27 protein-coding genes are annotated in these 24448 nt (G+C 42.0%); 12 read left to right on the top strand and 15 right to left on the bottom strand.

Annotated elements, in window-relative coordinates; all coding sequences use genetic code 11:
- The first annotated feature begins 4 nt into the window (after positions 1–4).
- Both BUC10_RS08620 and BUC10_RS08615 read left to right on the top strand, forming a co-directional pair.
- Positions 5–613 carry a superoxide dismutase gene (locus BUC10_RS08620; RefSeq protein ID WP_073178411.1) on the top strand — a complete coding sequence of 203 codons (609 nt, stop codon included), beginning with the start codon at positions 5–7 and terminating at the stop codon, positions 611–613.
- 236 nt (positions 614–849) lie between these two features.
- Complete coding sequence (locus BUC10_RS08615) at positions 850–1191, top strand: IPT/TIG domain-containing protein (RefSeq protein ID WP_073178409.1); 342 nt, start codon at positions 850–852, stop codon at positions 1189–1191.
- Positions 1192–1851: 660 nt separating this feature from the next.
- Here the strand turns inward: BUC10_RS08615 and BUC10_RS08605 are convergent.
- From BUC10_RS08605 to purN, 4 genes are all read right to left on the bottom strand, one after another.
- Positions 1852–3750: an amidophosphoribosyltransferase gene (locus BUC10_RS08605; protein ID WP_073178404.1), complete on the bottom strand. Its 1899-nt coding sequence runs from the start codon at positions 3748–3750 to the stop codon at positions 1852–1854.
- Positions 3751–3796: 46 nt separating this feature from the next.
- Positions 3797–4723 (bottom strand): PfkB family carbohydrate kinase, encoded by a 927-nt coding sequence (locus tag BUC10_RS08600; protein ID WP_073178402.1) that lies wholly within the window; start codon positions 4721–4723, stop codon positions 3797–3799.
- Positions 4724–4819: 96 nt separating this feature from the next.
- Entirely contained in the window at positions 4820–5455 is a 636-nt protein-coding gene (locus BUC10_RS08595) for a ribonuclease H1 domain-containing protein (protein ID WP_073178400.1), read from the bottom strand.
- The gene (purN, locus tag BUC10_RS08590) at positions 5448–6020 is read right to left on the bottom strand and encodes a phosphoribosylglycinamide formyltransferase (protein ID WP_073178397.1); all 573 of its coding nucleotides are present in this window, start codon (positions 6018–6020) and stop codon (positions 5448–5450) included. Before purN ends, BUC10_RS08595 begins: the two co-directional genes overlap by 8 nt.
- A gap of 150 nt (positions 6021–6170) precedes the next feature.
- On the opposite strand from purN, the gene BUC10_RS08585 reads away from it, so the two are divergent.
- The 5 genes from BUC10_RS08585 to pyk all read left to right on the top strand — a co-directional run bounded on the left by BUC10_RS08585 (position 6171) and on the right by pyk (position 10527).
- The gene (locus BUC10_RS08585; protein WP_010519573.1) at positions 6171–6404 is read left to right on the top strand and encodes an acyl carrier protein; all 234 of its coding nucleotides are present in this window, start codon (positions 6171–6173) and stop codon (positions 6402–6404) included.
- Positions 6405–6505: 101 nt separating this feature from the next.
- The gene (gene fabF / locus BUC10_RS08580) at positions 6506–7756 is read left to right on the top strand and encodes a beta-ketoacyl-ACP synthase II (RefSeq protein WP_073178395.1); all 1251 of its coding nucleotides are present in this window, start codon (positions 6506–6508) and stop codon (positions 7754–7756) included.
- A 12-nt stretch (positions 7757–7768) separates the two neighbouring features.
- Positions 7769–8506 carry a ribonuclease III gene (gene rnc / locus BUC10_RS08575; protein WP_073178392.1) on the top strand — a complete coding sequence of 246 codons (738 nt, stop codon included), beginning with the start codon at positions 7769–7771 and terminating at the stop codon, positions 8504–8506.
- A 111-nt stretch (positions 8507–8617) separates the two neighbouring features.
- Complete coding sequence (locus BUC10_RS08570) at positions 8618–9082, top strand: IPExxxVDY family protein (protein ID WP_073178390.1); 465 nt, start codon at positions 8618–8620, stop codon at positions 9080–9082.
- A 2-nt stretch (positions 9083–9084) separates the two neighbouring features.
- Entirely contained in the window at positions 9085–10527 is a 1443-nt protein-coding gene (gene pyk, locus BUC10_RS08565) for a pyruvate kinase (RefSeq protein ID WP_073178388.1), read from the top strand.
- Between the two features lie 9 nt (positions 10528–10536).
- Here the strand turns inward: pyk and BUC10_RS08560 are convergent, their stop codons facing one another.
- Complete coding sequence (locus BUC10_RS08560) at positions 10537–11082, bottom strand: PAS domain-containing protein (protein WP_165614875.1); 546 nt, start codon at positions 11080–11082, stop codon at positions 10537–10539.
- A 149-nt stretch (positions 11083–11231) separates the two neighbouring features.
- Here BUC10_RS08560 and BUC10_RS08555 point away from each other — a divergent pair, with 149 nt between their 5' ends.
- The 3 genes from BUC10_RS08555 to BUC10_RS08545 all read left to right on the top strand — a co-directional run bounded on the left by BUC10_RS08555 (position 11232) and on the right by BUC10_RS08545 (position 13327).
- Positions 11232–12080, top strand: coding sequence for a helix-turn-helix domain-containing protein (locus tag BUC10_RS08555; RefSeq protein WP_073178386.1), 849 nt, complete (start codon positions 11232–11234; stop codon positions 12078–12080).
- 281 nt (positions 12081–12361) lie between these two features.
- On the top strand, positions 12362–12910 hold the full coding sequence (locus BUC10_RS08550) for a carboxymuconolactone decarboxylase family protein (protein WP_073178384.1): 549 nt from the start codon (positions 12362–12364) through the stop codon (positions 12908–12910).
- Positions 12911–12934: 24 nt separating this feature from the next.
- Positions 12935–13327, top strand: a complete 393-nt coding sequence (locus BUC10_RS08545) for a plastocyanin/azurin family copper-binding protein (protein ID WP_073178382.1) — start codon at positions 12935–12937, stop codon at positions 13325–13327.
- Positions 13328–13375: 48 nt separating this feature from the next.
- Here BUC10_RS08545 and BUC10_RS08540 read toward each other — a convergent pair whose 3' ends face one another.
- Positions 13376–13954, bottom strand: coding sequence for a TetR/AcrR family transcriptional regulator (locus BUC10_RS08540; protein ID WP_073178379.1), 579 nt, complete (start codon positions 13952–13954; stop codon positions 13376–13378).
- A 37-nt stretch (positions 13955–13991) separates the two neighbouring features.
- Positions 13992–15092 carry a DNA polymerase IV gene (dinB, locus tag BUC10_RS08535; RefSeq protein ID WP_073178377.1) on the bottom strand — a complete coding sequence of 367 codons (1101 nt, stop codon included), beginning with the start codon at positions 15090–15092 and terminating at the stop codon, positions 13992–13994.
- A 27-nt stretch (positions 15093–15119) separates the two neighbouring features.
- Between dinB and BUC10_RS08530 the strand changes: the two genes are divergently transcribed.
- Positions 15120–15593 carry a CYTH domain-containing protein gene (locus BUC10_RS08530; protein WP_073178374.1) on the top strand — a complete coding sequence of 158 codons (474 nt, stop codon included), beginning with the start codon at positions 15120–15122 and terminating at the stop codon, positions 15591–15593.
- 77 nt (positions 15594–15670) lie between these two features.
- On the top strand, positions 15671–16261 hold the full coding sequence (locus BUC10_RS08525; protein ID WP_084732594.1) for a lysoplasmalogenase: 591 nt from the start codon (positions 15671–15673) through the stop codon (positions 16259–16261).
- A 3-nt stretch (positions 16262–16264) separates the two neighbouring features.
- On the opposite strand, the gene BUC10_RS08520 is transcribed toward BUC10_RS08525, so the two are convergent.
- From BUC10_RS08520 to BUC10_RS08485, 8 genes are all read right to left on the bottom strand, one after another.
- On the bottom strand, positions 16265–17560 hold the full coding sequence (locus tag BUC10_RS08520) for a Zn-dependent hydrolase (protein ID WP_073178372.1): 1296 nt from the start codon (positions 17558–17560) through the stop codon (positions 16265–16267).
- A gap of 99 nt (positions 17561–17659) precedes the next feature.
- A complete protein-coding gene (locus BUC10_RS08515) occupies positions 17660–18136 on the bottom strand; it encodes a GyrI-like domain-containing protein (RefSeq protein ID WP_222843718.1) in 477 nt (158 codons plus the stop codon).
- Positions 18136–19155: a phenylalanine--tRNA ligase subunit alpha gene (pheS, locus tag BUC10_RS08510; RefSeq protein ID WP_073178370.1), complete on the bottom strand. Its 1020-nt coding sequence runs from the start codon at positions 19153–19155 to the stop codon at positions 18136–18138. The genes BUC10_RS08515 and pheS overlap by 1 nt, the downstream gene beginning before the upstream one ends.
- Positions 19148–19840, bottom strand: coding sequence for a hypothetical protein (locus tag BUC10_RS08505; RefSeq protein ID WP_073178368.1), 693 nt, complete (start codon positions 19838–19840; stop codon positions 19148–19150). Before BUC10_RS08505 ends, pheS begins: the two co-directional genes overlap by 8 nt.
- Before the next feature lie 17 nt (positions 19841–19857).
- Positions 19858–21717 carry a SulP family inorganic anion transporter gene (locus BUC10_RS08500; RefSeq protein ID WP_073178366.1) on the bottom strand — a complete coding sequence of 620 codons (1860 nt, stop codon included), beginning with the start codon at positions 21715–21717 and terminating at the stop codon, positions 19858–19860.
- 111 nt (positions 21718–21828) lie between these two features.
- Positions 21829–22455, bottom strand: a complete 627-nt coding sequence (locus BUC10_RS08495) for a carbonic anhydrase family protein (RefSeq protein WP_073178364.1) — start codon at positions 22453–22455, stop codon at positions 21829–21831.
- An 11-nt stretch (positions 22456–22466) separates the two neighbouring features.
- Positions 22467–24047: a SulP family inorganic anion transporter gene (locus BUC10_RS08490; protein ID WP_073178362.1), complete on the bottom strand. Its 1581-nt coding sequence runs from the start codon at positions 24045–24047 to the stop codon at positions 22467–22469.
- A 75-nt stretch (positions 24048–24122) separates the two neighbouring features.
- Complete coding sequence (locus BUC10_RS08485) at positions 24123–24431, bottom strand: hypothetical protein (RefSeq protein ID WP_073178360.1); 309 nt, start codon at positions 24429–24431, stop codon at positions 24123–24125.
- Positions 24432–24448 lie beyond the last annotated feature (17 nt).

The following is a 24448-nucleotide window of genomic DNA, read 5'->3' as shown; positions in this document are numbered from 1 at the left end:
AATTATGGCTTTTGAATTACCAAAATTACCCTATGCATACGATGCTCTGGAGCCACATATAGATGCCCGGACCATGGAGATCCACCATACCAAGCACCACAATGGCTATACCACCAAACTGAATGGTGCCATTGCAGGAACCGATTTGGAAGGAAAGGGAATAGATGAAATCCTTGCCAATTTGGATATGTCCAACGGTGCTGTTAGAAACAATGGTGGAGGATTTTACAACCACTGCCTTTTCTGGGAGGTGATGTCCCCTAACGGAGGCGGAGCCCCAAGTGGGGATCTGGCTGCGGCCATTGATGAAGCTTTTGGCTCCTTTGATGCGTTCAAGGAACAGTTCAGTGCTGCTGCGGGAACGCGTTTTGGCTCTGGTTGGGCTTGGTTGTGCGTGCACAAGGGCGGCAAGTTGGAAGTGTGCTCCACCCCAAACCAGGATAACCCGTTAATGCCCGGTACAGGTTGTGACGGACATCCTATTTTAGGATTGGATGTTTGGGAACATGCCTATTACCTGAACTACCAAAACCGCAGACCTGATTATGTAGCCGCATTTTTTAATGTGATCAATTGGGATAAGGTGGCGGAAGGATATGCAGCTAACAAATAGCTGATAAAGATTATCACTCTTATAACAAAGGGGCCGCTGAAGCGGCCCTTTTTTTTATGCGTCAGTTGGAGTAGTCCCGAACGTCATTCGGGATACATCGAGAACACATCTCTAGAGAGGGGCCAGGGGTGTGTATGGCCCCAAAACCCCTATCCGTCAATTGAAAAGGGGCATTCATCAATTGAGGATGTTCTTCTCTAGCTTATAAACCTTCTTTTAAGGCTTAAACCATAGAATTGAGAATTAGAAGGAGTTTCAACCTATTATTTACCCTACTTGTTTTCTCTTGTGGCAATGATGATAATTATAAAGGCCCTGATACGAAGCATACCCAAATAAAAAGCATTGAACCGATATGTGGCCCTATTGGTGAAGTTGTTGTCATTGAAGGCAAAGATTTTGGAGATTTCCTTGAGGACAACATAGTAGAGTTTGATGGCCATAATGCCCTGATTAAAACGGCCAGTACATCAAGATTAGTAGTTGTGGTTCCTAGTGGAGCTGACAGCGGTCCGGTGACTGTAAAAGTTGGGAGCAAGACTGCAGAAAGTGATGTTGACTTTGTTGTAAAGCCATAGGAAATCAAATACTGCTAGCAAAATTTTTAGAGCCCGTTGTTTGAGACCCTTTTCCTTTTACAAATAGGTACAATAGAAAAGGGTGAGGAAGCCCTCACCCTTTTCGTCCCAAATCTTACCATAAACTTAACCTACTTATGCTATGGCAAAACTAAATTACTGGTATTGTGAGAAATAACAAAAGTTTTTGAGGAATTTTTTGATTTGGACAGAAAAATTGAAAGGAAATTTTGAGAAGAATATAGGTAATTCCTTGGCAGTCAAACATAAAGAAGGCGGACATTGTCCGCCTTCTTTCCCCAAATCTTACCATGAACTTAACCTACTTATGCTATGGTCCTCCAAATGTACGGCAAGGGGCCACTTTTGAAAAAAGCTTTTAGACGAAACCCCAGTTATTTGGGTGAATGACCAAACCTACGGTTTGTGCGTACTATTGCTGGAGAAAAGGATTACGAAGAAAGTCTGTGGGACTACCGGAAAATAAAAAAGGTGGAATAGCTTCCACCTTTTTTGCCCCAAATCTTACCATGAACTTAACCTACTTATGCTATGGCAATACTAAAGTAGGTTCGTCCTTTCCCCAGTAGCCAAAAACCCGTTAATCTGCACGTTTCATCGATGAAATGCACACATTAACGGGAATTAAGAAATAGGCTTTTAATACGCCCTTTGGTTTTTACCCTCGTAGAAATTGATAAAGGCACGGTTCACCACCCTGTTGCCCCCTGGGGTGGGATAATCCCCAGTAAAATACCAGTCGCCCAAATTCTTTGGACAGGCTTGGTGAAGCCCTTCAATGCTTTGGTAAATAATATCCACTTCGGCCCGTATCCCTACAGGGCTCAAAATCTCTGCGATTTTTTTGGAAATCTGATCTGCGGTAAAAGGAGCATAAAACTCCTTAACGTAATTGACCACCTCGGCATCTGATAGCTCTGTCTGCCGTAAACACTTTTCATAGATTTCCTTGATCTTGTCCGTGGTTCCATGGTCCTCATGAAGTGCTTGTGCTGCTTTAAAGGCCACAAAGTCCTCTAATTTGGCCATGTCTATTCCATAGCAATCCGGATAACGGATTTGTGGAGCAGAGGAAACTACAATTATCTTTTTGGGCGAAAGGCGATCCAAGATTTTAAGGATACTTTTCTTCAAAGTTGTCCCCCGCACAATACTGTCGTCAATGATAACAAGGTTATCTCCTTCTTTTACAGAGCCATAGGAGATATCATAAACGTGGGCCACCAAATCGTCCCTACTGCTGTCCTGGGTAATAAATGTCCTTAGCTTGGCATCTTTGATCGCTACCTTTTCTATTCTGGGGCGAACATCCAGAATACGATGAAGCTCATCCCCTGAGATATTGGGCCCAAGGGCCAAAATCTGTTCCTCTTTGAGTTTGTTGAGGTAGTTTTGGGCCTCTTTTACCATTCCAAAAAAAGAAGTTTCCGCCGTGTTGGGAATATAGGAGAACACGGTATTTACCAAATCGTTGTCGATGGACTTAAGGATTTGTGGAAACACCAGTTTCCCGAGCATTTTTCGCTCTTGATAGATTTCCTTATCACTTCCCCTGGAAAAATAGATACGTTCAAACGAACAGGCTTTTCGTTCCACAGGTTCTTGGATTTCCTGTACACTAACAGAGCCGTTCTTCTTTATGATCAGCGCATGTCCAGGATCTAATTCCTTCACCGAATCATATGCGACATTGAATACGGTTTGAATTGCAGGACGCTCTGAGGCAGCTACCACAATCTCATCATCTTGATAATAGTAGGCAGGACGAATCCCTGCTGGGTCACGGAATAAAAACCCATCACCATGACCCAACAAACCGCCCATAGTATAACCACCGTCCCAGTTTTTTGATGCCTTTCTCAAAATCTTGGCCATGTTCAATCGCTCGGCAATGAGCGGTGAAGCTTCTCGTTTGTTGTAGCCCTCCTTTTTAATTTGTTTGTAAAGCTTGGCAACGGCATCATCCAAAAAGTGACCGATTTTTTCCATTACGGTAACCGTATCTGCCATTTCCTTTGGATGCTGGCCCAGGGTCACGAGGTTCTCGAACAACTCGTTCACATTGGTCATATTAAAATTTCCAGCAACGATAAGGTTACGGTGCATCCAATTGTTCTGTCTTAAAAACGGATGAACACTCTCTATGCTGTTTTTACCAAAAGTCCCATAGCGCACATGACCCATAAGCAGCTCACCTATATAAGGAATGCTCCTTTTTTGAAGCGCCACATCATTTTCCAAACTTGGATTTTGTTCCAGGGCGGTGTTGATGCGGTCATTAATTTGTGCAAAGATGTCCTGGATCGGTTGCTGTTGTGCGGAACGTACCCGGCTCATGTAGCGTTCCCCAGGGCTCATGTCCAATTTAATACTGGCAAAGCCGGCACCATCTTGTCCACGGTTGTGTTGTTTTTCCATCATGAGGTACATCTTGTTTACCCCATAAAATGCCGTACCATATTTTTCTTTATAGTACTCTAGTGGTTTAAGCAAGCGGATCATTGATATTCCACATTCGTGCTTAATTGCATCACTCATAACAAACCAAAAATAAAAATGCCCCGAAACGTTTCAGGGCAGGTATTTATGTTAACTCTATATTGAATTGTGTCAATTCTTTAAATTGTATCAAGCGTTTGTCTACCTCCGCTTTTTGCAATGTTTCCATACGTTGCGTTCCAAACCGCTCCACACAGAACGAAGCCAAGTTAGATCCGTGGATAATGGCATTTTTTAAGCTTTCAAAAGATATGTTCTTGGATTCGGCAAGAAATCCTGCAAATCCTCCTGCAAACGTATCGCCGGCCCCGGTAGGATCAAATACTTCTTCCAAAGGTAAAGCTGGAGCGAAGAAAATATGATCTTCATGGAACAATAATGCACCGTGCTCCCCTTTTTTGATGACCACATACTTAGGTCCCATCTCCTGGATTTTGGCCGCGGCTTTCACCAATGAATATTCACTGGTCAATTGACGGGCCTCCTCATCATTGATGGTAATGACATCGATACGCGCTATGACTTTCATTAGCTCGTCCCAGGTATTGTCCATCCAAAAATTCATGGTATCCGCAATAATGAGCTTTGGTCGCTCTTCCATTTGATCGATTACACCCAGTTGGATATCCGGGTGCAGATTCCCCAGCATGACCACATCGGCGTCTTTAAAATTTTTGGGTACAACGGGATTGAAATCAGCCATGGTGTTCAATTCCGTAATTAAAGTATCCCGGGAATTTAGATCATTATGGTACTTTCCTTTCCAGTAAAAGGTTTTGCCATCCTTGACAATTTCAATTCCGGAAATATCAATATTACGGTCAGAAAAAATATCGAGATATTTTTGGGGAAAATCTCCTCCCACTACTGATACTACAGCAGATTTTACATTGAATTGGGAAGCGGCCAATCCTATGAACGTACCCGCTCCTCCTAAAATTCTATCACTTTTTCCGAAAGGTGTTTCGATATCATCGAAAGCCACACTGCCTACAATCAGCAATTTGCCCATCTACTAAAATTTGCTGCAAATATACGGTTACATATTCCATTTACCAGTATTCCTCCGGCAATTAAAAAATAACCGGAAAAATCTTGCCTGGAGGAGTTATTTTCTCCCATAGTCCGCCGGGATTTCTCCCCATGCTTTGGTTTCCCATTTTACAATAGGGGTATTGTACCTGTTTTTTTTTAACCAAGCTTCGGCCCGCTCTACCAAATCAAAAATTACAGCATTTTTTGTATTCTTTTTGAGCTTTGTGCCACACTTCTTTTTTCGGACCCAGCCTATTGCTATTCGAGAATCGGAGTAGATGATTCGGTCACTTTTTTTCGCTTTTAAAAAAGCCAATCCATGTACCAGGGCCAAAAACTCACCTATATTGTTGGTCCCTTGTTCAAAAGGTCCCTGTTTAAAAAGCACTTTTTTGGTTTTTGTATCAACACCTCTGTATTCTACTTTTCCAGGATTGCCACTGGAAGCGGCATCCACGGAAATAGAACTGTAGTTTGGGTCCCCAATCTTTAGGAGTTCTTCGGGAGAAAGCTCCTTTTTGCCCTTAGAGGAGCCTTTGTAGTCGGAATAGTTTCCGTTAAATGCTTTTTTGGCCTCGTCAAATAGGCTAAAGGATTTATACTGTGCTCCCTTCACTCCGGTTATCTGGGCCTTGCAATCGTCCCAACTTTCATAGATTCCAGGGCGTTTGCCTTTCCAAACCACGTAGAACTTTTTCTTTTTAGCCATTTTGGACAAGAAGTTTTTCAATCACTTTGGGAAAATGCTCATACTCCAATTGATGGACTTTTTGAGCAATGGTCTCTGGAGTATCTTGGGAATCAATTTGGGTTTTGGCCTGAAAGATAATGGCTCCCTCGTCGTAGGCCTCGTTTACAAAATGTATGGTAATGCCGGTTTCGGTCTCACCATTATCCTTAACCGCTTTGTGAACCCTATCCCCATACATGCCCTTTCCGCCGTATTTGGGCAATAGGGCAGGATGAATATTAACGATTTTGTTGGGAAATGCAGTGACTAGGGCCTCTGGTATTTTCCAAAGAAAGCCTGCAAGAACAATAAGATCGGGCGAGAAGGTTTTTAGCACTTCCACAAAATTATCAGAATCGGAAAAGGCGGCCTTGCTAAAAAAATAAGCGGGAACCCCAAGTCGTTTACATCGCTCCAAAACTTTGGCTGTACTTTTGTTGGTAAACACTGCCACAACCTCATTTTGGCCCCGCTCACGGCAATAAGTGATGATGTTTTCAGCATTGGAACCACTTCCAGAAGCAAGGATCAAAAGTCGTTTCATTAAGGAATAAGCTAGGTGCAATTTAAAAGGCTAAAGTACTGCACGCAAGCGTAAGATGTTTAATTTGAGGCACATTTTATCGACAAATGGTGTATTTAATCCAAAGTTTTTTATTTTTGCCCCGATTAAATTTTTAAAACCGATATAATTATGTCAGACATTGCATCAAGAGTAAAGGCTATCATCGTTGATAAACTAGGTGTAGATGAGAATGAAGTTGTACCAGAAGCTAGCTTTACCAACGATTTGGGTGCGGATTCCTTGGACACTGTTGAACTTATCATGGAATTTGAGAAAGAATTTGACATTCAAATCCCTGATGATCAAGCAGAAAACATTGCAACTGTTGGCCAAGCCATTAGCTATATAGAAGAAGCGAAGTAATTTTATGATATATTACTAAAGATTTTAAATTATCCATGTGATGATCATCGCATGGATAATTTTTTTTTAATTTAGGTTCTAAAGGGTAAAACAATAGTTCAATGCAGTTAAAGCGAGTAGTGGTTACCGGAATGGGCGCGCTTACGCCCATAGGTAATAATTTAGAGGCTTATTGGGAAGGACTAAAAAATGGGAAAAGCGGTTGTGCTCCCATTACTTACTTCGATACCGAAAAGTTCAAGACTAAATTTGCCTGTGAATTAAAAGGCTATAATGCCCAGGACTTTTTTGACAGAAAAGAAGCCCGAAAATTAGATCCCTTTGCGCAATATGCCCTTGTCTCATCAGATGAGGCCATTGCCCATTCTGGACTGGACCTTGAAAAAGTGGACAAGTTTAGGGTAGGTGTTGTTTGGGGTGCAGGTATTGGTGGATTGGAGACCTTCCAAAACGAAGTGATCGGATATGCCGGTGGGGATGGAACGCCACGTTTCAATCCGTTCTTCATTCCTAAAATGATTGCAGACATTGCGCCAGGAAATATTTCTATAAAACACGGTTTCATGGGCCCCAACTATACTACGGTATCGGCCTGTGCTTCATCGGCAAACGCCATGATCGATGCCCTTAACTATATCCGATTGGGGCATTGTGATGTTATTGTTACCGGTGGAAGTGAAGCTGCCGTAACCATTGCGGGTATGGGTGGTTTTAACGCCATGCATGCGCTATCCACAAGAAATGATAGCCCAGAAACGGCTTCTAGACCTTTTGACGCCACAAGGGATGGTTTTGTATTGGGTGAAGGTGCCGGCGCGCTTATCCTAGAAGAATACGAGCATGCCAAGGCACGCGGAGCTAAAATATATGCCGAGGTATTGGGTGGAGGACTTTCCAGTGATGCCCACCACATGACGGCACCACATCCGGAAGGAATAGGTGTGGTCAGGGTTATGGAAAATTGCCTTGAGAATGCCGGTTTGAAACCCGAGGATGTTGATGCTATCAACACCCATGGGACTTCTACGCCTCTAGGTGATGTGGCAGAGTTAAAGGCCATTTCCAAGGTGTTCGGAAATCATGCACCCAACATTAACATCAACTCTACCAAGTCCATGACCGGACACTTATTGGGTGCCGCAGGAGCCATTGAGGCTATCGCGTCCATTTTGGCCATGGAACATAATATGGTTCCACCTACAATAAACCATAGCACGGTAGATGAGAATATTGACCCAACCTTGAATTTGACCCTTAACAAGGCGCAAAAAAGGGAGGTCAACGTGGCTATGAGCAATACCTTTGGTTTTGGTGGACACAATGCTTGTGTTTTGTTCAAAAAAATAGGGTAGCTTTGTAGTACAATGAGACTTACTACCAAAATATTCAATTCCCATCCGAAAACGGATGGGGATTTTTTTTTGGGCATCAAGACAATACTTGGGTTTAAGCCCAAGGACATAGATATATATAAGAAGGCCTTTTTACATCGTTCCGTGAACAAAAGGGATGAAGAGGGCAACCCCATGAACTACGAACGTTTGGAATTTTTGGGGGATGCCATGCTCGGCACTATAATTTCCAAACACTTGTACAACGAGGTTCCCGAAGGTGATGAGGGATACCTCACCAAGATGCGTTCTAAGATTGTTAGCAGAAAGCACTTGAATGAACTTGGCAAAGATCTGGAGCTTTTACGATTTGTGGAAAGTCGAATTCCCAAAACCCATTTTGGGGATAACATTCATGGTAATGTCTTTGAAGCTTTGGTTGGCGCCATTTACTTGGATCGTGGCTATCCCTATTGTGAAAAATTCATCAACGAACGGGTCATACGCCCTTACGTAGATATTGAACAACTGGAAGGGAAAGTTATCAGCTACAAAAGCTTGGTCATTGAATGGTGCCAAAAGCAAAAAAAGACCTTCCACTATGATGTCTATGAAGACACCGGAAATGACGAACTAAAGCACTTCGCCGTAAAACTTACCATCAGTGACAGAATCTTGGCAAAAGCCAGGGCGACCTCCAAAAAAAAGGCAGAGGAAAAGGCATCCAGAAGGGCATATTTTGCCCTACAGAGTAGAATCGACAATCAGTAACTTTAAAAAAAGGTAAACTCAAACGTTTTCGTTGTATTTGGGATGCTATTGTCTCTTTTCAACTAGGCTGGCTAAGGTATTAGAAGTATATTTACAGTTCGCGTTGTACCCATGTTGACCACACATAAAATATCTGCGGACTTTTATGATGACAATTTTCAGCTCATTGCTATCCATAGCGGGCTGGAAGATTATGCCATGGGTTATGCCATAAATTCCATTTGCGGACTGCGGCTAAAAAGAAGGGACAAAGACCTAAAATTTGATCAGGATCTTTCTTTTTCCGTATTCGAATGGGAGGACGAATTAAGCGATACGTATTGGACACTTATTTCCAACAAGTGTACTGTAAAAACGGAAATACCTTCTGATGGGCTTTTCCAAAACCGCACCTCTTCCAGAACAGATTATTTGGTAAAGGAGCACAAAGAAGTGGATTACATACTGAAAGTGGATGGGGGCGAAACACCAATACTTAACGGAAAAATAAAGTTCATTAACCAAATACCTAAAGTGGTTACCGCTTATTCGTTGGAAACACAAACTTTGAAATCAAAAAGAAATTTAATCTTTTAACCATGCCAACCGGAAAAAAAACAAAAATTGTAGCAACCCTTGGCCCTGCAACGAGCAAAAAGGAAGTTCTTAAAAAAATGATGGGGGCCGGAGTTGATGTATTTCGAATCAACTTTTCCCACGCCTCCCATGATGATGTTGCCGAACGGATCAGGCTCATCAGGGAACTTAATGAGGAACTTGAGACCAATACCGCTATTTTGGCTGATTTACAAGGTCCAAAATTACGTGTTGGCGTAATGGGAGGGGAAGCCGTTGTTGCTCCCGGTGATGAAATCACTTTTGCTACCGGAGAACCTTTTGAGGGAAGTGCCTCTAGGGTTTATATGAACTATGCCAGTTTCCCTCAGGATGTAAAACCTGGAGAACGAATACTTTTGGATGATGGCAAACTAATATTTGAAGTTAAATCCACAAACGGCAAGGATGAGGTTAAAGCGGTTGTGGTGCAAGGTGGACCCTTAAAATCCAAAAAAGGGGTAAACCTTCCCAATACGGACATTTCGCTTCCGGCATTAACAGAAAAAGACATAAAAGATGCCATTTTTGCCATTGGACAAGAAGTAGATTGGATGGCACTTTCCTTCGTGAGGCACAGTCAGGATCTCATGGATCTTCAAAATCTGATCAACCAACATTCTGAGCATAAAATTCCTATTGTAGCCAAAATTGAAAAACCGGAAGCTGTCGAAAACATTGACAAAATTGTGGCCTACTGTGATGGTCTGATGGTAGCTCGCGGGGATTTGGGGGTTGAAGTTCCAGCTCATGAGGTACCATTGATTCAAAAGAAGTTGGTGCTTCGTGCCAAAAAAGCAAGGATTCCTGTGATCATTGCTACGCAGATGATGGAAACCATGATTACCAGCCTCACGCCTACAAGGGCCGAAGTGAACGACGTGGCCAATTCTGTCATGGATGGCGCGGATGCCGTAATGCTCTCCGGAGAAACCTCGGTTGGAAATTATCCAGTTGAAGTAATCCAGAAAATGTCCAGTATCCTGCTAAGTGTTGAAGGTTCCAATCTCATCAATGTTCCTCAAACACCTCCGCATATCCGTACCAAAAGATATATTACCAAATCGGTGTGTTATCACGCTGCTATAATGGCCAACGAAATTGAGGCAAAAGCTATTTCTACCTTGACCAATAGTGGTTATACAGCTTTTCAGATTTCAGCTTGGCGGCCAAGCGCCCATATTTTGGTGTTTACCTCAAACAAGAGGATATTGACACAGCTAAACCTTTTATGGGGCGTAAAGGCCTTCTTTTACGATAGATATGTTTCCACCGATGAGACCATAGACGACGTGAACCAAATTGCCTGTAAAAAAGGATTTTTGGATGTGGGGGATATGCTCATCAGCTTGGCGGCGATGCCTATTAAAGACAAGGGAATGGTAAATACACTAAGGGTAACAGAAATAGAAACCTGTAGTTTTTAGGTCAAAGATTTAGGCCACTTCTTTTTCGAAAGCAATAAAGTTAACCACCTTTCCTGCCGTATCAAAAACGGGAGAACCCTTAATCCAACATTGGTAGGGAGTCCCGTTTTTTCTATAGTTGGTCAGAATGACCTCAAAGGGTTTATAGTTTTTTATGGCTAGTGATACTTTCTTGGTTGTTTCCTTGCAGGTTCCTTCACCTTGAAACATTTTAGGTTTTTTCCCCAGAACCTCGTTGGGTTGATACCCATTCATTTCTGTCATATTCTGGGTGGCAAAGACAATGTTCAGGTTAGTGTCCGTAACTACAATGACCTGTTCCTTGTCGACAATTTCATCACGAAATTTGGCCGACTTATGCCACTTTCCCTCCTCTGCAAGTGAGCTTAATCCATGAACATCCTGAAGATCTTTGCAAAGCTTGGTAAAATGTTGGGCATAAAAATCCAGGGCACTTAATGGATAACCTTGAAGTTCCATTTTGGCATAGAAATTATGGGCCGCTTCGTCATAAAATCGCATCTTTTCCATACCCAATACTATAAAAAAGAACAAATGTGCTAAAATTTAGAGCTAACATTAACAGTCTTGTTTAAGTAATCATTCAAAAATGACCCCATTACGGTATGTAAGTATCAACAAGCCAGGTGGACTAATTGTGCAAAATGTACCATAAATCATTACTTTTAAAGTGCTGAAAAACAATGAAACACGAATATAAAGATTCGCAATTAGGGGCCGTTTTAGGACTCACGGACAACATCAAAAATGACAATGGGCACTTTTCCACAACTGCCAATACCATTAAATTTCTTTGGAATAGAAACGAGGAATCTTTAAAGCTCGATGTGGATGAAATGGAATTGGAGCTCTTACCCAATCAGATGGTTACCGTAACGTATCTGCAGCACGTTTCATTTGCCAAAACCCATTTGCCACTAGCCGGCATTTTATTTAATAGGGAATTTTATTGTATTTCCGATCACGACAGTGAAGTGTCTTGTAATGGGATTTTATTTTTTGGCACCCAAGACCTTCCACTGATCACCATTCCAGAAGATCAACAGAGAAAGTTTAGTTTGTGGTACGATATTTTTGTGGAAGAATTTTCTACTCCCGACAATATCCAGGGCGATATGCTCCAGATGCTCCTAAAACGATTGATCATCATGAGCACCCGTTTGGCCAAGGAGCAATTGATCGTTAAATCCTTGGAAAATGATCAAATAGATACCATAAGAAGGTTCAATTATCTGGTGGATATGCACTATAAGACCAAGAGAAAGGTAAGCGACTATGCGGACATGCTTTTTAAATCGCCTAAGACCTTATCCAATCTCTTTTCAATTTACAATCAGAAGTCCCCTCAACAAATTATCTTGGAACGACTTACCCTTGAAGCCAAGAGGTTGATTCATTTTACAGATAGACAAAATCAGGAAATTGCATACGACCTTGGTTTCAACGACCCGGCCCATTTTAGCCGATTCTTCAAAAAAATGACCCAAATGACCCCTTCAGAATACCGGGAAAACCTGGTTACGGAAGTCTAAGGGAAATTTTGGCAAGCGGTCGGGAAATCACTCCTAACATCTCCCCTCTTTTTCGTCACATCTTTGCTCTGTAATTAAAAGAAAGGTAAAGATGAATTCAATAGAAAAATCAGTTTTTAATCTCATTGAGATTTTCAGAACTACAAAAAAAGCGAATGTAAAGACACTTGTTTCAGCTTCACATTGTGATCAGAAATACCATCATGATTTCTATTGTGATGCAGAAAAACCATTTGTAAAGAATTTTTAATCCATATAACAACACATAAAATTTATAAACTATGAGCACATTTAATGTACCTAAAAGAGAAGAAGTAAGTAGCGGCAATCAAGCCATTTTTGACAACCTTGAAAAAATGTTGGGTTTTGTTCCCAATCTTTATGCTACCTACGCCTATTCAGAAAATGCATTGGGTAACTACCTAAATTTTTCCAATGCGAAGACTTCTTTGAAAGCTAAAGAAAAGGAAGTAGTAAACTTAGCTGTAAGCGAAGTGAACGGTTGTACCTACTGTTTGTCCGCACACACTGCCATTGGAAAAATGAACGGATTTACAGATGAGCAAATTTTAGAGCTAAGAGCAGGAGGGGCTTCATTTGACAATAAGCTGGATGCACTTGCCAAATTGGCCAAGAATATTACCGAGAATCGTGGTGCCACTAGTCAATCAGTATTGGATAATTTCTTCGCAGCCGGATGGACCAAGGAGAATCTTATCGACACCATTGTTTTGGTTGGGGACAAGACAATTTCCAATTACATCAACAACACCACGGAGATTCCTGTAGACTTTCCGGTGGTGCAACCTTTGGAAGTAGAAACAATTTAAATTAAAACCATAAAATTCATATTCATGAAAAAGACAATTGCAATTTTGGTCATGGCGTTTGTGACCGTATTTTCTGTTCAAGCGCAAGACAAAATGATGAAGGATGCTCCGGTAAGAACACTTTCCTTAGAGCAGACCTCTGGGGAATTTACCCAAAAGCAAATCACAGTTTCAGAAGGAACCTATGTTTTTGATATTGCCAATAACGGCGTCGGACATGATGTTGGCTTTGTACTGGTAAAGAAGGGTAAGGATGTTAGTAAGCCTGAAAACCATATTCAGACTGCCTATGTTACATCACCTGTTAAAACAGGTGCGTCACAAACTTCTAAGCCTACAAAATTGACCAAGGGCGAGTATGTGTACTTCTGTCCACTGAACCCCACATCAACAGATAATGTGCTTATTGTTAAGTAAGCAGATTGCCAGTGTTTAAAATTGAGCCCTCCGAACAGGAGGGCTTTTTTATTTTAATTCGGATTTTTCGAATAATGAAACGGCCATGTTTTTGGCCATGTAAATGGGCCAGTCGTTTTTGAACAAATGGCTTTCCGTAATGGCACTTTCATAAAGCAGGTAGATACCCCCGGAGATTTTCTCAGTTTCGGCCCTGGAAATATTAATGATATTATCCCCAACAACTTCGCCTAGAAATAAGAGCAACTCCTTCTTTTGTTTTTGTATAGCTGTGAGCAACTTCTTTTGTTTGGATGAGATCTCCCCTAGGGTCTTAAGTGCCCAGCATCCATAAAAATCTTCATCCCTATACATATCCCTTAGGTAATCGAAAATGGCCAAAAGCTGATTTTTACCCTGCTTTCTTTTTGAAACATAGCCTTTTAAGGTATCCAATAAATGGTCATGGCGATGTTTTAAATACGCTATGCAAATGTCCTCTTTGGATTTGAAATGACTGTAAAGAGTGGCTTTGGCAATATTACATGTCTCAACAATTTCATTGATTCCCGTGGAGTTGTAACCATTGGTATAGAACAGATTGCCGGCTGTGGTAATAATATGTTGATGTAAATCAGGGCGTTGCACGGTTGCAAATTAAACAAGAAATATACGGTCGACAATACTATAAATCAAATTTTAATTGAACCGAAACGGATTCCTTTTTTTGGATTTCTTTTTTTTCTTCTGTGTTGAGGTTGGCCAAGGATATGCCCAAAAGGCGAACCGAGTTTTGGAGCGTGGCCTGATACAACAACTCTTTGGCCGTTTCTAGGATTAGGTCTTTGGATGCTACAAAGTAGGGTAAAGTTTTACTTCGGGTCTGTAGCGTAAAGTCGCTGTACTTTATTTTAAGTGTAATGGTCTTTCCGGCAATTTTTGATTTGGTCAAGCGTTTTTCCAACTCTTCCGCGATGTTCTCCAGCCTTTCCAGCATAAAGATTTCACTGCTCAGATTTTCGCTAAAAGTTCTTTCGGCTCCAACCGACTTGGGAATCCTGTGCGGTTTAACTTCACTGTTGTGGATTCCCCGAACCACATGATAGTAGTATGCCCCGCTTTTCCCAAATTGCCCATCCAAAAACTCTAAGGATTTTTTTTTGAGATCATTTCCGGTGAAAATGCCCAGTTTATACATTTTCTCGGCCGTTACCTTACCTACACCGTAAAACTTTCGGATGTCAAGTTCCTCCAAGAAAGAAATTACCTCTTCGGGATTTACCGTTTTTTGGCCATTGGGCTTGTTGTAGTCACTCGCCACTTTGGCTATAAATTTATTAATGGAGATCCCAGCGGATGCGGTCAGTCCGGTTTTTTCCAAAATTTTTTGACGGATATCTTTGGCAATCAGTGTTGCTGAAGGGTTTCCTTTTTTATTTTGGGTAACATCCAAGTATGCCTCGTCCAAGGAAAGCGGTTCCACAAGATCTGTATATGCAAAGAAGATTTTACGTACCTGTTTGGAGATTTCTATGTAACGGTCGTAACGGGGTTTCACGAAAATAAGGTCGGGGCATAACCGCCTTGCCTTAAACCCGGGCATGGCGGACCGCACCCCAAAAGTTCTTGCCTCATAACTGGCCGCGGATACTACACCTCTCTTGGAACCCCCTCCAACAGCAATAGGTTTCCCTTTAAGCTCAGGATTGTCATGTTGTTCCACGGAAGCGTAGAAGGCATCCATGTCCACATGAATTATTTTTCGCAAAGGGAAATCGAAATCCATACCCAAATTTAGGGTATATTTAGCTGGATGGAACACTTGGAAATTGAACGCAAGTTCTTGATTAAATCGGATGACTATAGAAATAAAGCTTCTTCGCAAACTCGAATTGTCCAAGGGTTTTTGAATACCGCTCCAGAGCGCACAGTTCGGGTAAGAATCAGGGGAGATGAAGCATTTTTGACGGTTAAGGGAAAGAGTAATAAGTCGGGGACCGCACGATTTGAATGGGAAACCAAAATCGAAGTACAGGAGGCTATAAACCTTATAGATCTTTGCGAGGAGGGTATCCTGGAAAAGATTAGGTTTGAGGTCACTTTTGAAAACCACCTTTTCGAAGTGGATGAATTTCTGGGGGAGAACAAGGGACTCGTTCTTGCTGAAGTGGAGTTGCAACATGAGGATGAGATTTTCGGAAAACCTGACTGGTTGGGGCAGGAAGTAACTGGGGATGTTCGGTATTATAATTCGCAACTCAGTAAAAATCCATTTCAAAATTGGTGACGGGAAACGTAAAGGTTAGATCGGGGATTAATTTGCTGATTTTTTGTTCCGCATGCTTTGCTATTTTCACAGACTATATGGGCAGGGAATTGCTTTATAGCATTTTTAAACCGTTGACTACCATTTTAGTGATTTCCATTTTGTTTTTTGGAAAAAATTCAGGCTTGATTAGGTTCAAGAATATTATGGTTGCTGCTTTGATCTTCTGTTTGTTGGGAGATATGCTATTGCTTCAGGACAAATTCTTCGTATTTGGCTTGGGCTCATTCTTGATTGCCCATTTACTCTTGGCTTACGGATTCGGGGTGTTGGAGAGCTTTCAATTTCAGTGGATCTCCGGCATACTTTTTCTTGGATTGGGATTGTCCATATTCTTTTGGTTGAAACCTGATTTGGGGAATCTGGAAATACCCGTAGCGGTTTACATTTTGGCCATCTGTTTTATGGCTTGGCAAGGCTTTGGACTGTGGCTTAAAAAAAGGATACTGACATATGCGCTTATTGCTATTGCTGTTTTCTTGTTTATGTTTTCGGATACGATGATTGCTGTCAATAAGTTTAAATCCCCATTCCCACTTTCTGGTGTTGTAGTATTGGGCACCTATTGGATGAGCATTACTTTGATTGCCAATGCAGCATTTCTAATACTGAAGGGGCAAGATACATAAGGATCAATCCAGCTTTTCGTCCAGGGCCAAAATAGTCTGCAATAACACATTTGCGCCATTGGCCATATCTTCTGCGGAGGTAAATTCTTTTGGCGAATGGCTTATACCACCTTTGCTTGGTACAAAAATCATCCCTGTAGGGGCAATGGTCGCCATATCTTGGGCATCGTGTCCTGCGCCACTTGGCATGTATTTATGGGAAAGGCCCAATTTGGAAGTGGCCAGCTCAATTTCTTTTTGGATTTCTGGAGCGGTAAGAGCCGGGTCTGCGGTCGTATCCAGCGGAATGAACTCAATAGTTACCTGGGAAGTTTTTGCAATTTCTTCGGCCTTGTCCGTAATAGCGTGATAGACCTTTTGAATTACCTCAGCAGATAAATCGCGAATCTCCAAACTTGCAACAACCCTTCCCGGAATAACGTTGGGAGCGCCAGGTTCCGCTTTTATCCTTCCAACTGTTCCCACTTGGGCGCCTTCAAAACTATTGGTGATTTCGTTTACGGCGATTACGAATTGGGCCGCCGCTAGAAGAGCGTCCTGTCTGGAATTCATAGGAGTAGTCCCTGCATGGTTGGCAAATCCGGTGAACACCACATCCCACCATTTTAAACCAACAATGCCCTCAACAATTCCAATAGCTGTTTTTTCTTTTTCCAAAATACCACCTTGCTCAATATGGAGCTCCAAAAAGGCTGCCATGCTGTTTTCTTCACGGACAACTTCTGCAATTCGGGTGGTATCCCCACCTAATCGCATGATGCCCTCGCCCATGGAAAACCCTGTTGAATTGACCACCTTAAAGGCACCTTTGCCCAAATGCCCGGACATAGCCCTGCTTCCCATGACACCACCTTCTTCGTTGGAAAAGATGATGACCTCCAAGGGGTGTTTGGTCTTTATCTTGTGCTCATTTAAGATTTCAATAATCTCTAGGGCCGCCATAGACCCCACACAACCATCATAGTTGCCGCCATTGGGCACTCGGTCTATGTGTGAACCAAAGGAAATGGGTCTGGCATTCTTGTTTTCTCCTTTACGGAGGCCGATAATATTCCCTGCAAAATCAATGGATACTTCCAATCCTTGCTCTTGCAATATTTGTATGACCCAATTTCTTGCTTCAACATCCGCATTACTGAATGCTACCCTTTCCGTTTCTCCATTGGATTGTAGTCCAAACTTGGCCAAATCAAAAATTCGCTGCTCAAGACGATTTTGGTTAACCTTTAGATGAGAATTTTGAGCAATCAGGGGGAGTGCGCAAAAGATAAAGAGGATATAAAAAAAACGAAAAGGCATAGTCTTGTCTTAAAATGTTTGAGTGGGTAAAAAGGACCCATGCAATTGGAAGTTAACCCAAAGACAATATACAAAGGATCTTAGAAAAGAAGATTTCGTTTATTGAATGGGAATCCAAATATCCTCTTCAGAATTGGGATCATTATTTTTATATCTGGAACCTAATACCTCAAAATGTGGTCTGTCATCCAATTGGAATCCTGAACTGGGGAGCCATTCTGTAAAAATGTACTGAAAGATGGATTTATCCGCACTGGAACCCCTGTAGTGAAAAACCGCGTAGCGCCCACCTTTTAGATCGAAACTTTGCATCCCTTCCGGAATGATACCATAGCGATCAACTTCGACCAAAGCCCATTTGGTAAATAGTGCTTGCGGATCAAAAGTTGAAAAATAATTGGGGCCGTAAGATTGTAGGGAAATAAAATCACCGGTAACCCGACCCTCAATCTCATCTAATCTTGGTCGGAATTTACTCCAAAGCTCAAATGTCCTATCATTGACCAAGCTCATCTCAAGGCGTATGCCCACGAGCTTTTTTTCTTGAAGTAACTTGATTTCCGGTGAAATGGTCACTACAGGGCACTCTTAAACTGCTCCAAGAAGCGAATGTCGTTTTCGCTTAGCATACGGATATCTCCAATCTCATACAGCTGGAGAGCAATTCGGTCAATGCCCAGTCCAAAGGCGAAACCAGAATATACTTCGGGGTCAATGCCGCAATTTTTCAGGACGTTTGGATCTACCATACCACAACCCATGATTTCCAGCCAACCCGTGCCCTTGGTCATACGGTAATCGGTCTCAGTTTCCAATCCCCAATATACATCCACTTCCGCACTTGGTTCTGTAAAAGGGAAATAGGATGGACGCAATCGGATTTTGGATTTTCCGAACATTTCCGAGGTGAAATATTGCAAGGTTTGTTTTAGGTCGGCAAATGATACATCCTTGTCCACATAAAGCCCTTCCACTTGATGAAAGAAACAATGGGATCGTGCTGAAATGGCCTCATTACGGTATACCCTTCCCGGTGAAATGGTACGTATGGGAGGTTGGTTGTTCTCCATATAGCGTACCTGCACAGAGGAGGTGTGTGTTCGTAACAGAATATCGGGATCCGTTTGAATGAAAAAAGTATCCTGCATATCCCTTGCCGGATGGTATTCCGGAAGGTTCAAAGCCGTAAAATTGTGCCAGTCGTCCTCTATTTCCGGACCTTCGGAAACATTGAACCCTATTCGGGAAAAAATATCTATAATCCTATTTTTAACAATGGAAATGGGATGTCTGGCCCCCAGTTCGATAGGCTCACCTGGTCGGGTTAAATCCCCAAACTTTCCAGCAGCATCATTCTGGTTTTCAAGAGCGGTCTTAAGACCGTTGACCTTTTCGGTGGCTGTGGTCTTAAGCTGATTGATAACCTGTCCAAACTCTTTCTTTTGTTCGTTGGGAACATTTTTGAATTCCGCGAAAAATGAATTCAAAAGCCCTTTTTTTCCCAAGTACTTAATACGGAAAGCTTCTATTTCATCTTTGGAGTTGGAAGTAAATTTCTCTACTTCAGCCAAATGTTCCTTAATGGTTTCAATCATGGTTGCCGGCTGTATTAGCCGACAAATTTAGCAAATTGTCCTTGAATATATAGGCAATCAGGAAATGGACTGCCAGTCCACCGAAAAAATGCCATAACCAATGAGTGCCAATTGGGAAAAAAGTCTGTGTCAAATCTATCGACCTAAAGAAAACTGCAATACCAAAAATGAAGAAAGCAAGACATACAAGACTCATGTTCTTTCCACGAGTCCGCACCAAATACCAAACAATGGGAATCAATATGGTGCCTGCGGTAATGATATAACCCAAGGAGATACGAAGACCTAGGGGGATCGGCAAGATCCGGAGGAGGTAGGAAGCTCCAAAAATCAAAATGATCAACAGTAGTCGTTGCCACCAAATGGTCGCTAGTTTAAAAATAAAATAAACCACTAAGGCCAAGCACAACAGCATAATGGGCATCCAGTCGAGACGTAACCAAAATTCATGGCTTCGGGTTGCATGGTATATAGTTCCGCCAATGTAGCTTACGGCTATTACGGGTAGCACCCACGCCAAGAATAGATGCGCCTTGGTATTTTTATACACTTTATACCCCCAATAAATCAAAAGAACCAAAAATATTAGATTGCTATAGGTGTTGAATGGTTCTACGGGAAAACGTCCATCAATGGTTTCAAGATAAATGGGCCCTGAATCATTGGGAAACCTAAGAATTGCCATTTTGATACAAAGTAGTTTTATTCAGAATGGATATCCTCCACATTTTCAGTGACCCATTCCAAACACGAGTTGAATTCCTCAAAAATACTTTCCCTAGGGATTAGATCTGGAATAATATCGATACGCTCCATCATATATTTGGGTTGATCCAGCAGACCTACCAAGAGCACTATAATTCTCTTTTTCTTCAAATCTTGAAGAACATCTTCCATAGCGTAAAGACCGGATTGATCCATATACTGCATTAGATCCATACGGATAATCACACAGGACGCGGTATCCGGAATCTGTTCTGCCAATTGCTGGAAATCGCTGGTTGAACCAAAAAACAATGGGCCTTTTATATGTTTGATGAAGACTTCTTCGGTCAGTTTCTTGGGAAAATTTTTCTCATCGGCCCAAGGCTCTTCCTTTAAAGGCTTAACATCGGAGCGTTTGGCCGTAAGATCACCGATTTTCTTCATGAACATGAGAGAGGCTATTACTAAACCTATACCTACCGCATAAACCAAATTCCATACCGAGGATAAAACAAGCACCACCAACATGATAATCACCTCTGAACTAAGCTTAAGAGGTCCCAATTTGATGTCCTTGGGCAAGTACGGAATTGCTTTAAGACCCCTATAGTCCATAACCCCTATACCCACAGTTACCAAGATACCTGCCAAAACAGCCGCTGGGATTTGGGATGCCACAGGACCTAGTGCCAATAAAATTACCAAGAGCAGAATACCGGCTATCATTCCGGAAAGGCGTGTTTTACCTCCAGAGTTAATGTTGACAACGGTCCGGATGGTAGCACCAGCCCCGGGAATACCCCCAAAGACTGCAGCAATACTATTTCCAATTCCCTGCCCCACCAATTCCTTGTTCGGTTTGTGCTTGGTCTGGGTCATATTATCCGCTACTACAGATGTCAATAGGGAATCAATAGCTCCTAACAAGGACAAGGTGAGTGCGGTAAAAATATAGGGCGTAATGGAGGCGAAACTAAACTTGGTAAAGATTTCCAGATTTGGAAGAGGCAATCCACTTGGAATTTCTTCAATTGGTCTGTAGTCCATATTAAAACCGAAGGCAATTCCAGAAACGACAATTAAGGCAACGAGCGTGCTTGGTACCGCTGTGGTAATTCGTTTAAAGCCATAAATGATTATAATGGTGGCAAGGGCAAGACCCAACTCCAACCAATTGATATGTTTAAGAGCCCTTGGAAGTACTTTAATGGTGCCAACAACACCAGAGGCATCGCTAGCCGCCAAGGTTTTGGCCTCTTTCTGCATGTCTTCTACAGTAATCTTTCCAGCTCTTCTGATGGTTTCCTCGAAATCTTCCAGTACCAAAATACCTTCACCAGCCTCTTCCTTTAAAATATTTTCCAGGATTTCCTCTTCGGCCGGTGCCATGAACTGATTCACATATTCTTGGTCCTCTTTGGGATAATAACCCACTGCCGGAAGGATTTGGGTGACCAATATGATAACTCCGATGGCGGTCATGAATCCAGAAACTACTGGATAGGGGATGTATTTAATGTATCTACCCAGCCCAATTAGACCCAATACAATTTGCATTAATCCGGCCAATAGGAAAACGGCCAAAATAATGGGCAGTGCTTTGTTGACATCCCCATCGTGAACGGCTAAAATACCGGCTATAATTACCATGCTCACCGCCGTCATAGGAGCAGTTGGTCCGGATATTTGGGTATTGGTGCCGCCAAAAAGGGCAGCAAAAAAGCTAATAAAGATTGCACCATAAAGTCCAGCACTTGGACCAAGACCGGAACTTACACCAAACGCCAAGGCCAATGGTAAGGCAACTATCCCTGCTGTAATTCCACCAAAAAGATCACCTCTGAAATGCTTAAACATATATGCCAGCTGGTTATTGAAAGTATTGCTGTCAAGATAGTGATTTTAGAAAACTAAAAAAGGCCAATGAAATGTTAAACAATGGCCTTTTTTTATTGGGTGTTGAGCGGATTACATATAGTGAATTTTTCCAGTAGAAATGTCATACATACCACCCACAATCAGAATTTCTCCATTACCCTCCATTTCCTTAAGGACCGGACTTTGGGTTCTAATGTTGTCAATGGTCATTTGAACATTCTTTTCGGCAACTGAGTTTACAAAATCCAAGTTTTTGGATGTACGCTCAGCCGCATCAGCAGGTTCAGATACTGCATGGACGGCAGGTCTAATTTTACTTAGCAGCTCTGTTAGGTTTCCCATTTTGGCGTCATCGCAGGCACCCTTTACCGCACCACAACTGGTATGCCCAAGCACAACAATAATTTTGGTACCGGCCAGCTTGCAAGCAAACTCCATACTTCCCAAGATATCCGCATTTACAATATTTCCTGCAACCCTTGCACTGAAAATATCGCCTACACCCTGATCATAGATCAATTCCGCAGAAACCCGGGAATCTATACAGCTTAATATGGTAGCGAACGGATATTGGCCTGTAGCGGTTTGTTCTACTTGACCCAAAAGGTCCCTGTCCGCCTGTTGTTTTTCCACAAAACGTTTATTGCCTTCTTTCAATAAATCCCAGGCAGCATTTGGCGTAAGTGCCGCTTGGGTATCTTTTGTTTGAGTAATCATAGTCTAATGTTTTAAGCAGTTTTTGGTCTAAGTTTAAAGAATTGGATATAACTATCCGGATTTTCTACTTCACCTCTTTCCGAAATAAGTTTGATATGAATATTTCGATTATGTGCTTTTTCAGAGAAATCCTCTAGGATTTCTACAATGTCATTGTCCAAAAATCGGGTTTTCCTAACATCCAATTCAAGATATGAATTTTCAGGTAGACTATCCAATTCCTTGAGGATGGCCCCCTTGTTAAAGAAGGTAACCTCCTCAGCAAGGGTCATTTTAATTTTATGGACTCCATTACTCTTGTCCTCGATATGCAGGAAATGGGAGTTTTGGTAACTCTTGATTAATATAACCACAATTCCAACACCCAGTCCCATACCAATTCCTATCAAGAGGTCGGTGAACACAATACCGAGAACGGTAACAACGAATGGAACAAATTGCTTCCATCCTAAATGATACATTTTCTTGAAAAGGGCGGGCTTTGCAAGTTTATAACCTACAATCAAAAGTATGGAAGCCAACACAGATAACGGAATCAGGTTTAGCAACTTTGGAATAAGGATGATTGAAATCAGCAGAAAAAAGCCATGGATAATAGCCGAGGCCTTAGTTCTGCCACCAGACTGAATATTGGCAGAACTACGAACAATAACCTGGGTAACGGGTAGTCCACCTACAAGTCCCGAAATGGTATTCCCTACGCCCTGGGCAAAAAGCTCCTTATTGGTGGGGGTGGTTCTTTTGTACGGATCCAGCTTATCAGTAGCCTCTACGCACAGTAGTGTTTCCAAACTGGCTACCAAGGCAATAGTAAATGCGGTAATCCAGATTTCAGGATTGCCGATTACCCCAAAGTTGGGAAAGCTCAAAAGTGTTCCTAGGGTGTCTATGCTTTCTGGAATTGGAACAGTTACCAGTAGTTTGTCTGAAATGGCCAAGGTCTCATGGTCTTTTGTGAAGACATAATATAGGATTCCGAGTACAACTGCTACCAATGGACCTTGTATCAGCTGAAATATTTTGGATTTTTTGGTCAGTACCCTATCCCATAAAATCAGTATTGCCAATCCGATGACTGCAATTAGTGTGGCACCCGGGCTTATAAAGTTTAAGGCATTGAAAATTTCGCTGAAAGTGTTTTCGCCATCCAGCTGGAAAAAAGCAAAATCTCCCTCTGGGTTTTCACTATAACCAAAAAAATGTGGGATTTGTTTCAAAATAATTATGATACCAATACCGGTAAGCATACCCTTTATCACAGAAGAAGGGAAATAATAGGCTATTACCCCAGCCTTAAGGATACTAAACAGAATTTGAATAAGCCCTCCCAGTACCACTGCTACCAAGAAATTCTCGAACCCACCCAAGGTTCCGATGGCGGTAAGAACAATAGCCGCCAGACCTGCAGCAGGACCACTGACACCAATTTGAGACCCACTAAGGGCTCCCACAATAATTCCTCCAATAATTCCGGCGATTAATCCAGAAAACAAAGGCGCTCCACTAGCAAGCGCAATTCCCAAACAAAGTGGCAGGGCAACAAAAAATACCACAACACTTGCGGGCAAGTCGTTTTTAATATACTTGAACATGATAATAAATTAGATGGTCCCCAACTTAGTTTTTAGGCTGAAGACGGTTAGAAATAAATTTAAAATAAGGTCGGTTCAAATGAACTTCTGAGGAGGGGGTAGTACTATTTCCGCTTGGAAATCTGAGTTCAAAAACAGATACTCAATAGTTTCAGATTCCTGGGATTGGATAAAGAAACTGCCGTTTACGGCATATTGATTTAAGAATAAATCTTTTTCGTTGAATTTTTTTTCGGACTCTTTTTCTTTGCTTTTCTCTTCTTCGTTAGTATCCAGGAGTACGGCAACGGTGCAGTCTTTGTCAACTAAGGGCACAATGGAAGGGGCTAATATGGAAAATATCAGCAATAAGCAAACCAAAGGATGCGCGAAAGTCTTTAGCATTGGGCCGTTTTAGCAAA

Source organism: Flagellimonas flava, assembly GCF_900129665.1.
Classification (GTDB): Bacteria; Bacteroidota; Bacteroidia; order Flavobacteriales; family Flavobacteriaceae; genus Flagellimonas; species Flagellimonas flava.
This window is presented reverse-complemented; position numbering and strand designations above follow the sequence as displayed.

Excerpts from the sequence above, each read along its gene's own strand:
- BUC10_RS08620 (WP_073178411.1), top strand. The coding sequence starts at position 5 with ATGGCTTTTGAATTACCAAAATTACCCTATGCATACGATGCTCTGGAG.
- BUC10_RS08605 (WP_073178404.1), bottom strand. The coding sequence starts at position 3,750 with ATGAGTGATGCAATTAAGCACGAATGTGGAATATCAATGATCCGCTTG.
- BUC10_RS08600 (WP_073178402.1), bottom strand. The coding sequence starts at position 4,723 with ATGGGCAAATTGCTGATTGTAGGCAGTGTGGCTTTCGATGATATCGAA.
- BUC10_RS08595 (WP_073178400.1), bottom strand. The coding sequence starts at position 5,455 with ATGGCTAAAAAGAAAAAGTTCTACGTGGTTTGGAAAGGCAAACGCCCT.
- purN (WP_073178397.1), bottom strand. The coding sequence starts at position 6,020 with ATGAAACGACTTTTGATCCTTGCTTCTGGAAGTGGTTCCAATGCTGAA.
- BUC10_RS08585 (WP_010519573.1), top strand. The coding sequence starts at position 6,171 with ATGTCAGACATTGCATCAAGAGTAAAGGCTATCATCGTTGATAAACTA.
- fabF (WP_073178395.1), top strand. The coding sequence starts at position 6,506 with ATGCAGTTAAAGCGAGTAGTGGTTACCGGAATGGGCGCGCTTACGCCC.
- rnc (WP_073178392.1), top strand. The coding sequence starts at position 7,769 with ATGAGACTTACTACCAAAATATTCAATTCCCATCCGAAAACGGATGGG.
- BUC10_RS08570 (WP_073178390.1), top strand. The coding sequence starts at position 8,618 with ATGTTGACCACACATAAAATATCTGCGGACTTTTATGATGACAATTTT.
- pyk (WP_073178388.1), top strand. The coding sequence starts at position 9,085 with ATGCCAACCGGAAAAAAAACAAAAATTGTAGCAACCCTTGGCCCTGCA.
- BUC10_RS08555 (WP_073178386.1), top strand. The coding sequence starts at position 11,232 with ATGAAACACGAATATAAAGATTCGCAATTAGGGGCCGTTTTAGGACTC.
- BUC10_RS08550 (WP_073178384.1), top strand. The coding sequence starts at position 12,362 with ATGAGCACATTTAATGTACCTAAAAGAGAAGAAGTAAGTAGCGGCAAT.
- BUC10_RS08545 (WP_073178382.1), top strand. The coding sequence starts at position 12,935 with ATGAAAAAGACAATTGCAATTTTGGTCATGGCGTTTGTGACCGTATTT.
- dinB (WP_073178377.1), bottom strand. The coding sequence starts at position 15,092 with ATGGATTTCGATTTCCCTTTGCGAAAAATAATTCATGTGGACATGGAT.
- BUC10_RS08530 (WP_073178374.1), top strand. The coding sequence starts at position 15,120 with ATGGAACACTTGGAAATTGAACGCAAGTTCTTGATTAAATCGGATGAC.
- BUC10_RS08525 (WP_084732594.1), top strand. The coding sequence starts at position 15,671 with ATGGGCAGGGAATTGCTTTATAGCATTTTTAAACCGTTGACTACCATT.
- BUC10_RS08520 (WP_073178372.1), bottom strand. The coding sequence starts at position 17,560 with ATGCCTTTTCGTTTTTTTTATATCCTCTTTATCTTTTGCGCACTCCCC.
- pheS (WP_073178370.1), bottom strand. The coding sequence starts at position 19,155 with ATGATTGAAACCATTAAGGAACATTTGGCTGAAGTAGAGAAATTTACT.
- BUC10_RS08505 (WP_073178368.1), bottom strand. The coding sequence starts at position 19,840 with ATGGCAATTCTTAGGTTTCCCAATGATTCAGGGCCCATTTATCTTGAA.
- BUC10_RS08500 (WP_073178366.1), bottom strand. The coding sequence starts at position 21,717 with ATGTTTAAGCATTTCAGAGGTGATCTTTTTGGTGGAATTACAGCAGGG.
- BUC10_RS08495 (WP_073178364.1), bottom strand. The coding sequence starts at position 22,455 with ATGATTACTCAAACAAAAGATACCCAAGCGGCACTTACGCCAAATGCT.
- BUC10_RS08490 (WP_073178362.1), bottom strand. The coding sequence starts at position 24,047 with ATGTTCAAGTATATTAAAAACGACTTGCCCGCAAGTGTTGTGGTATTT.
- BUC10_RS08485 (WP_073178360.1), bottom strand. The coding sequence starts at position 24,431 with ATGCTAAAGACTTTCGCGCATCCTTTGGTTTGCTTATTGCTGATATTT.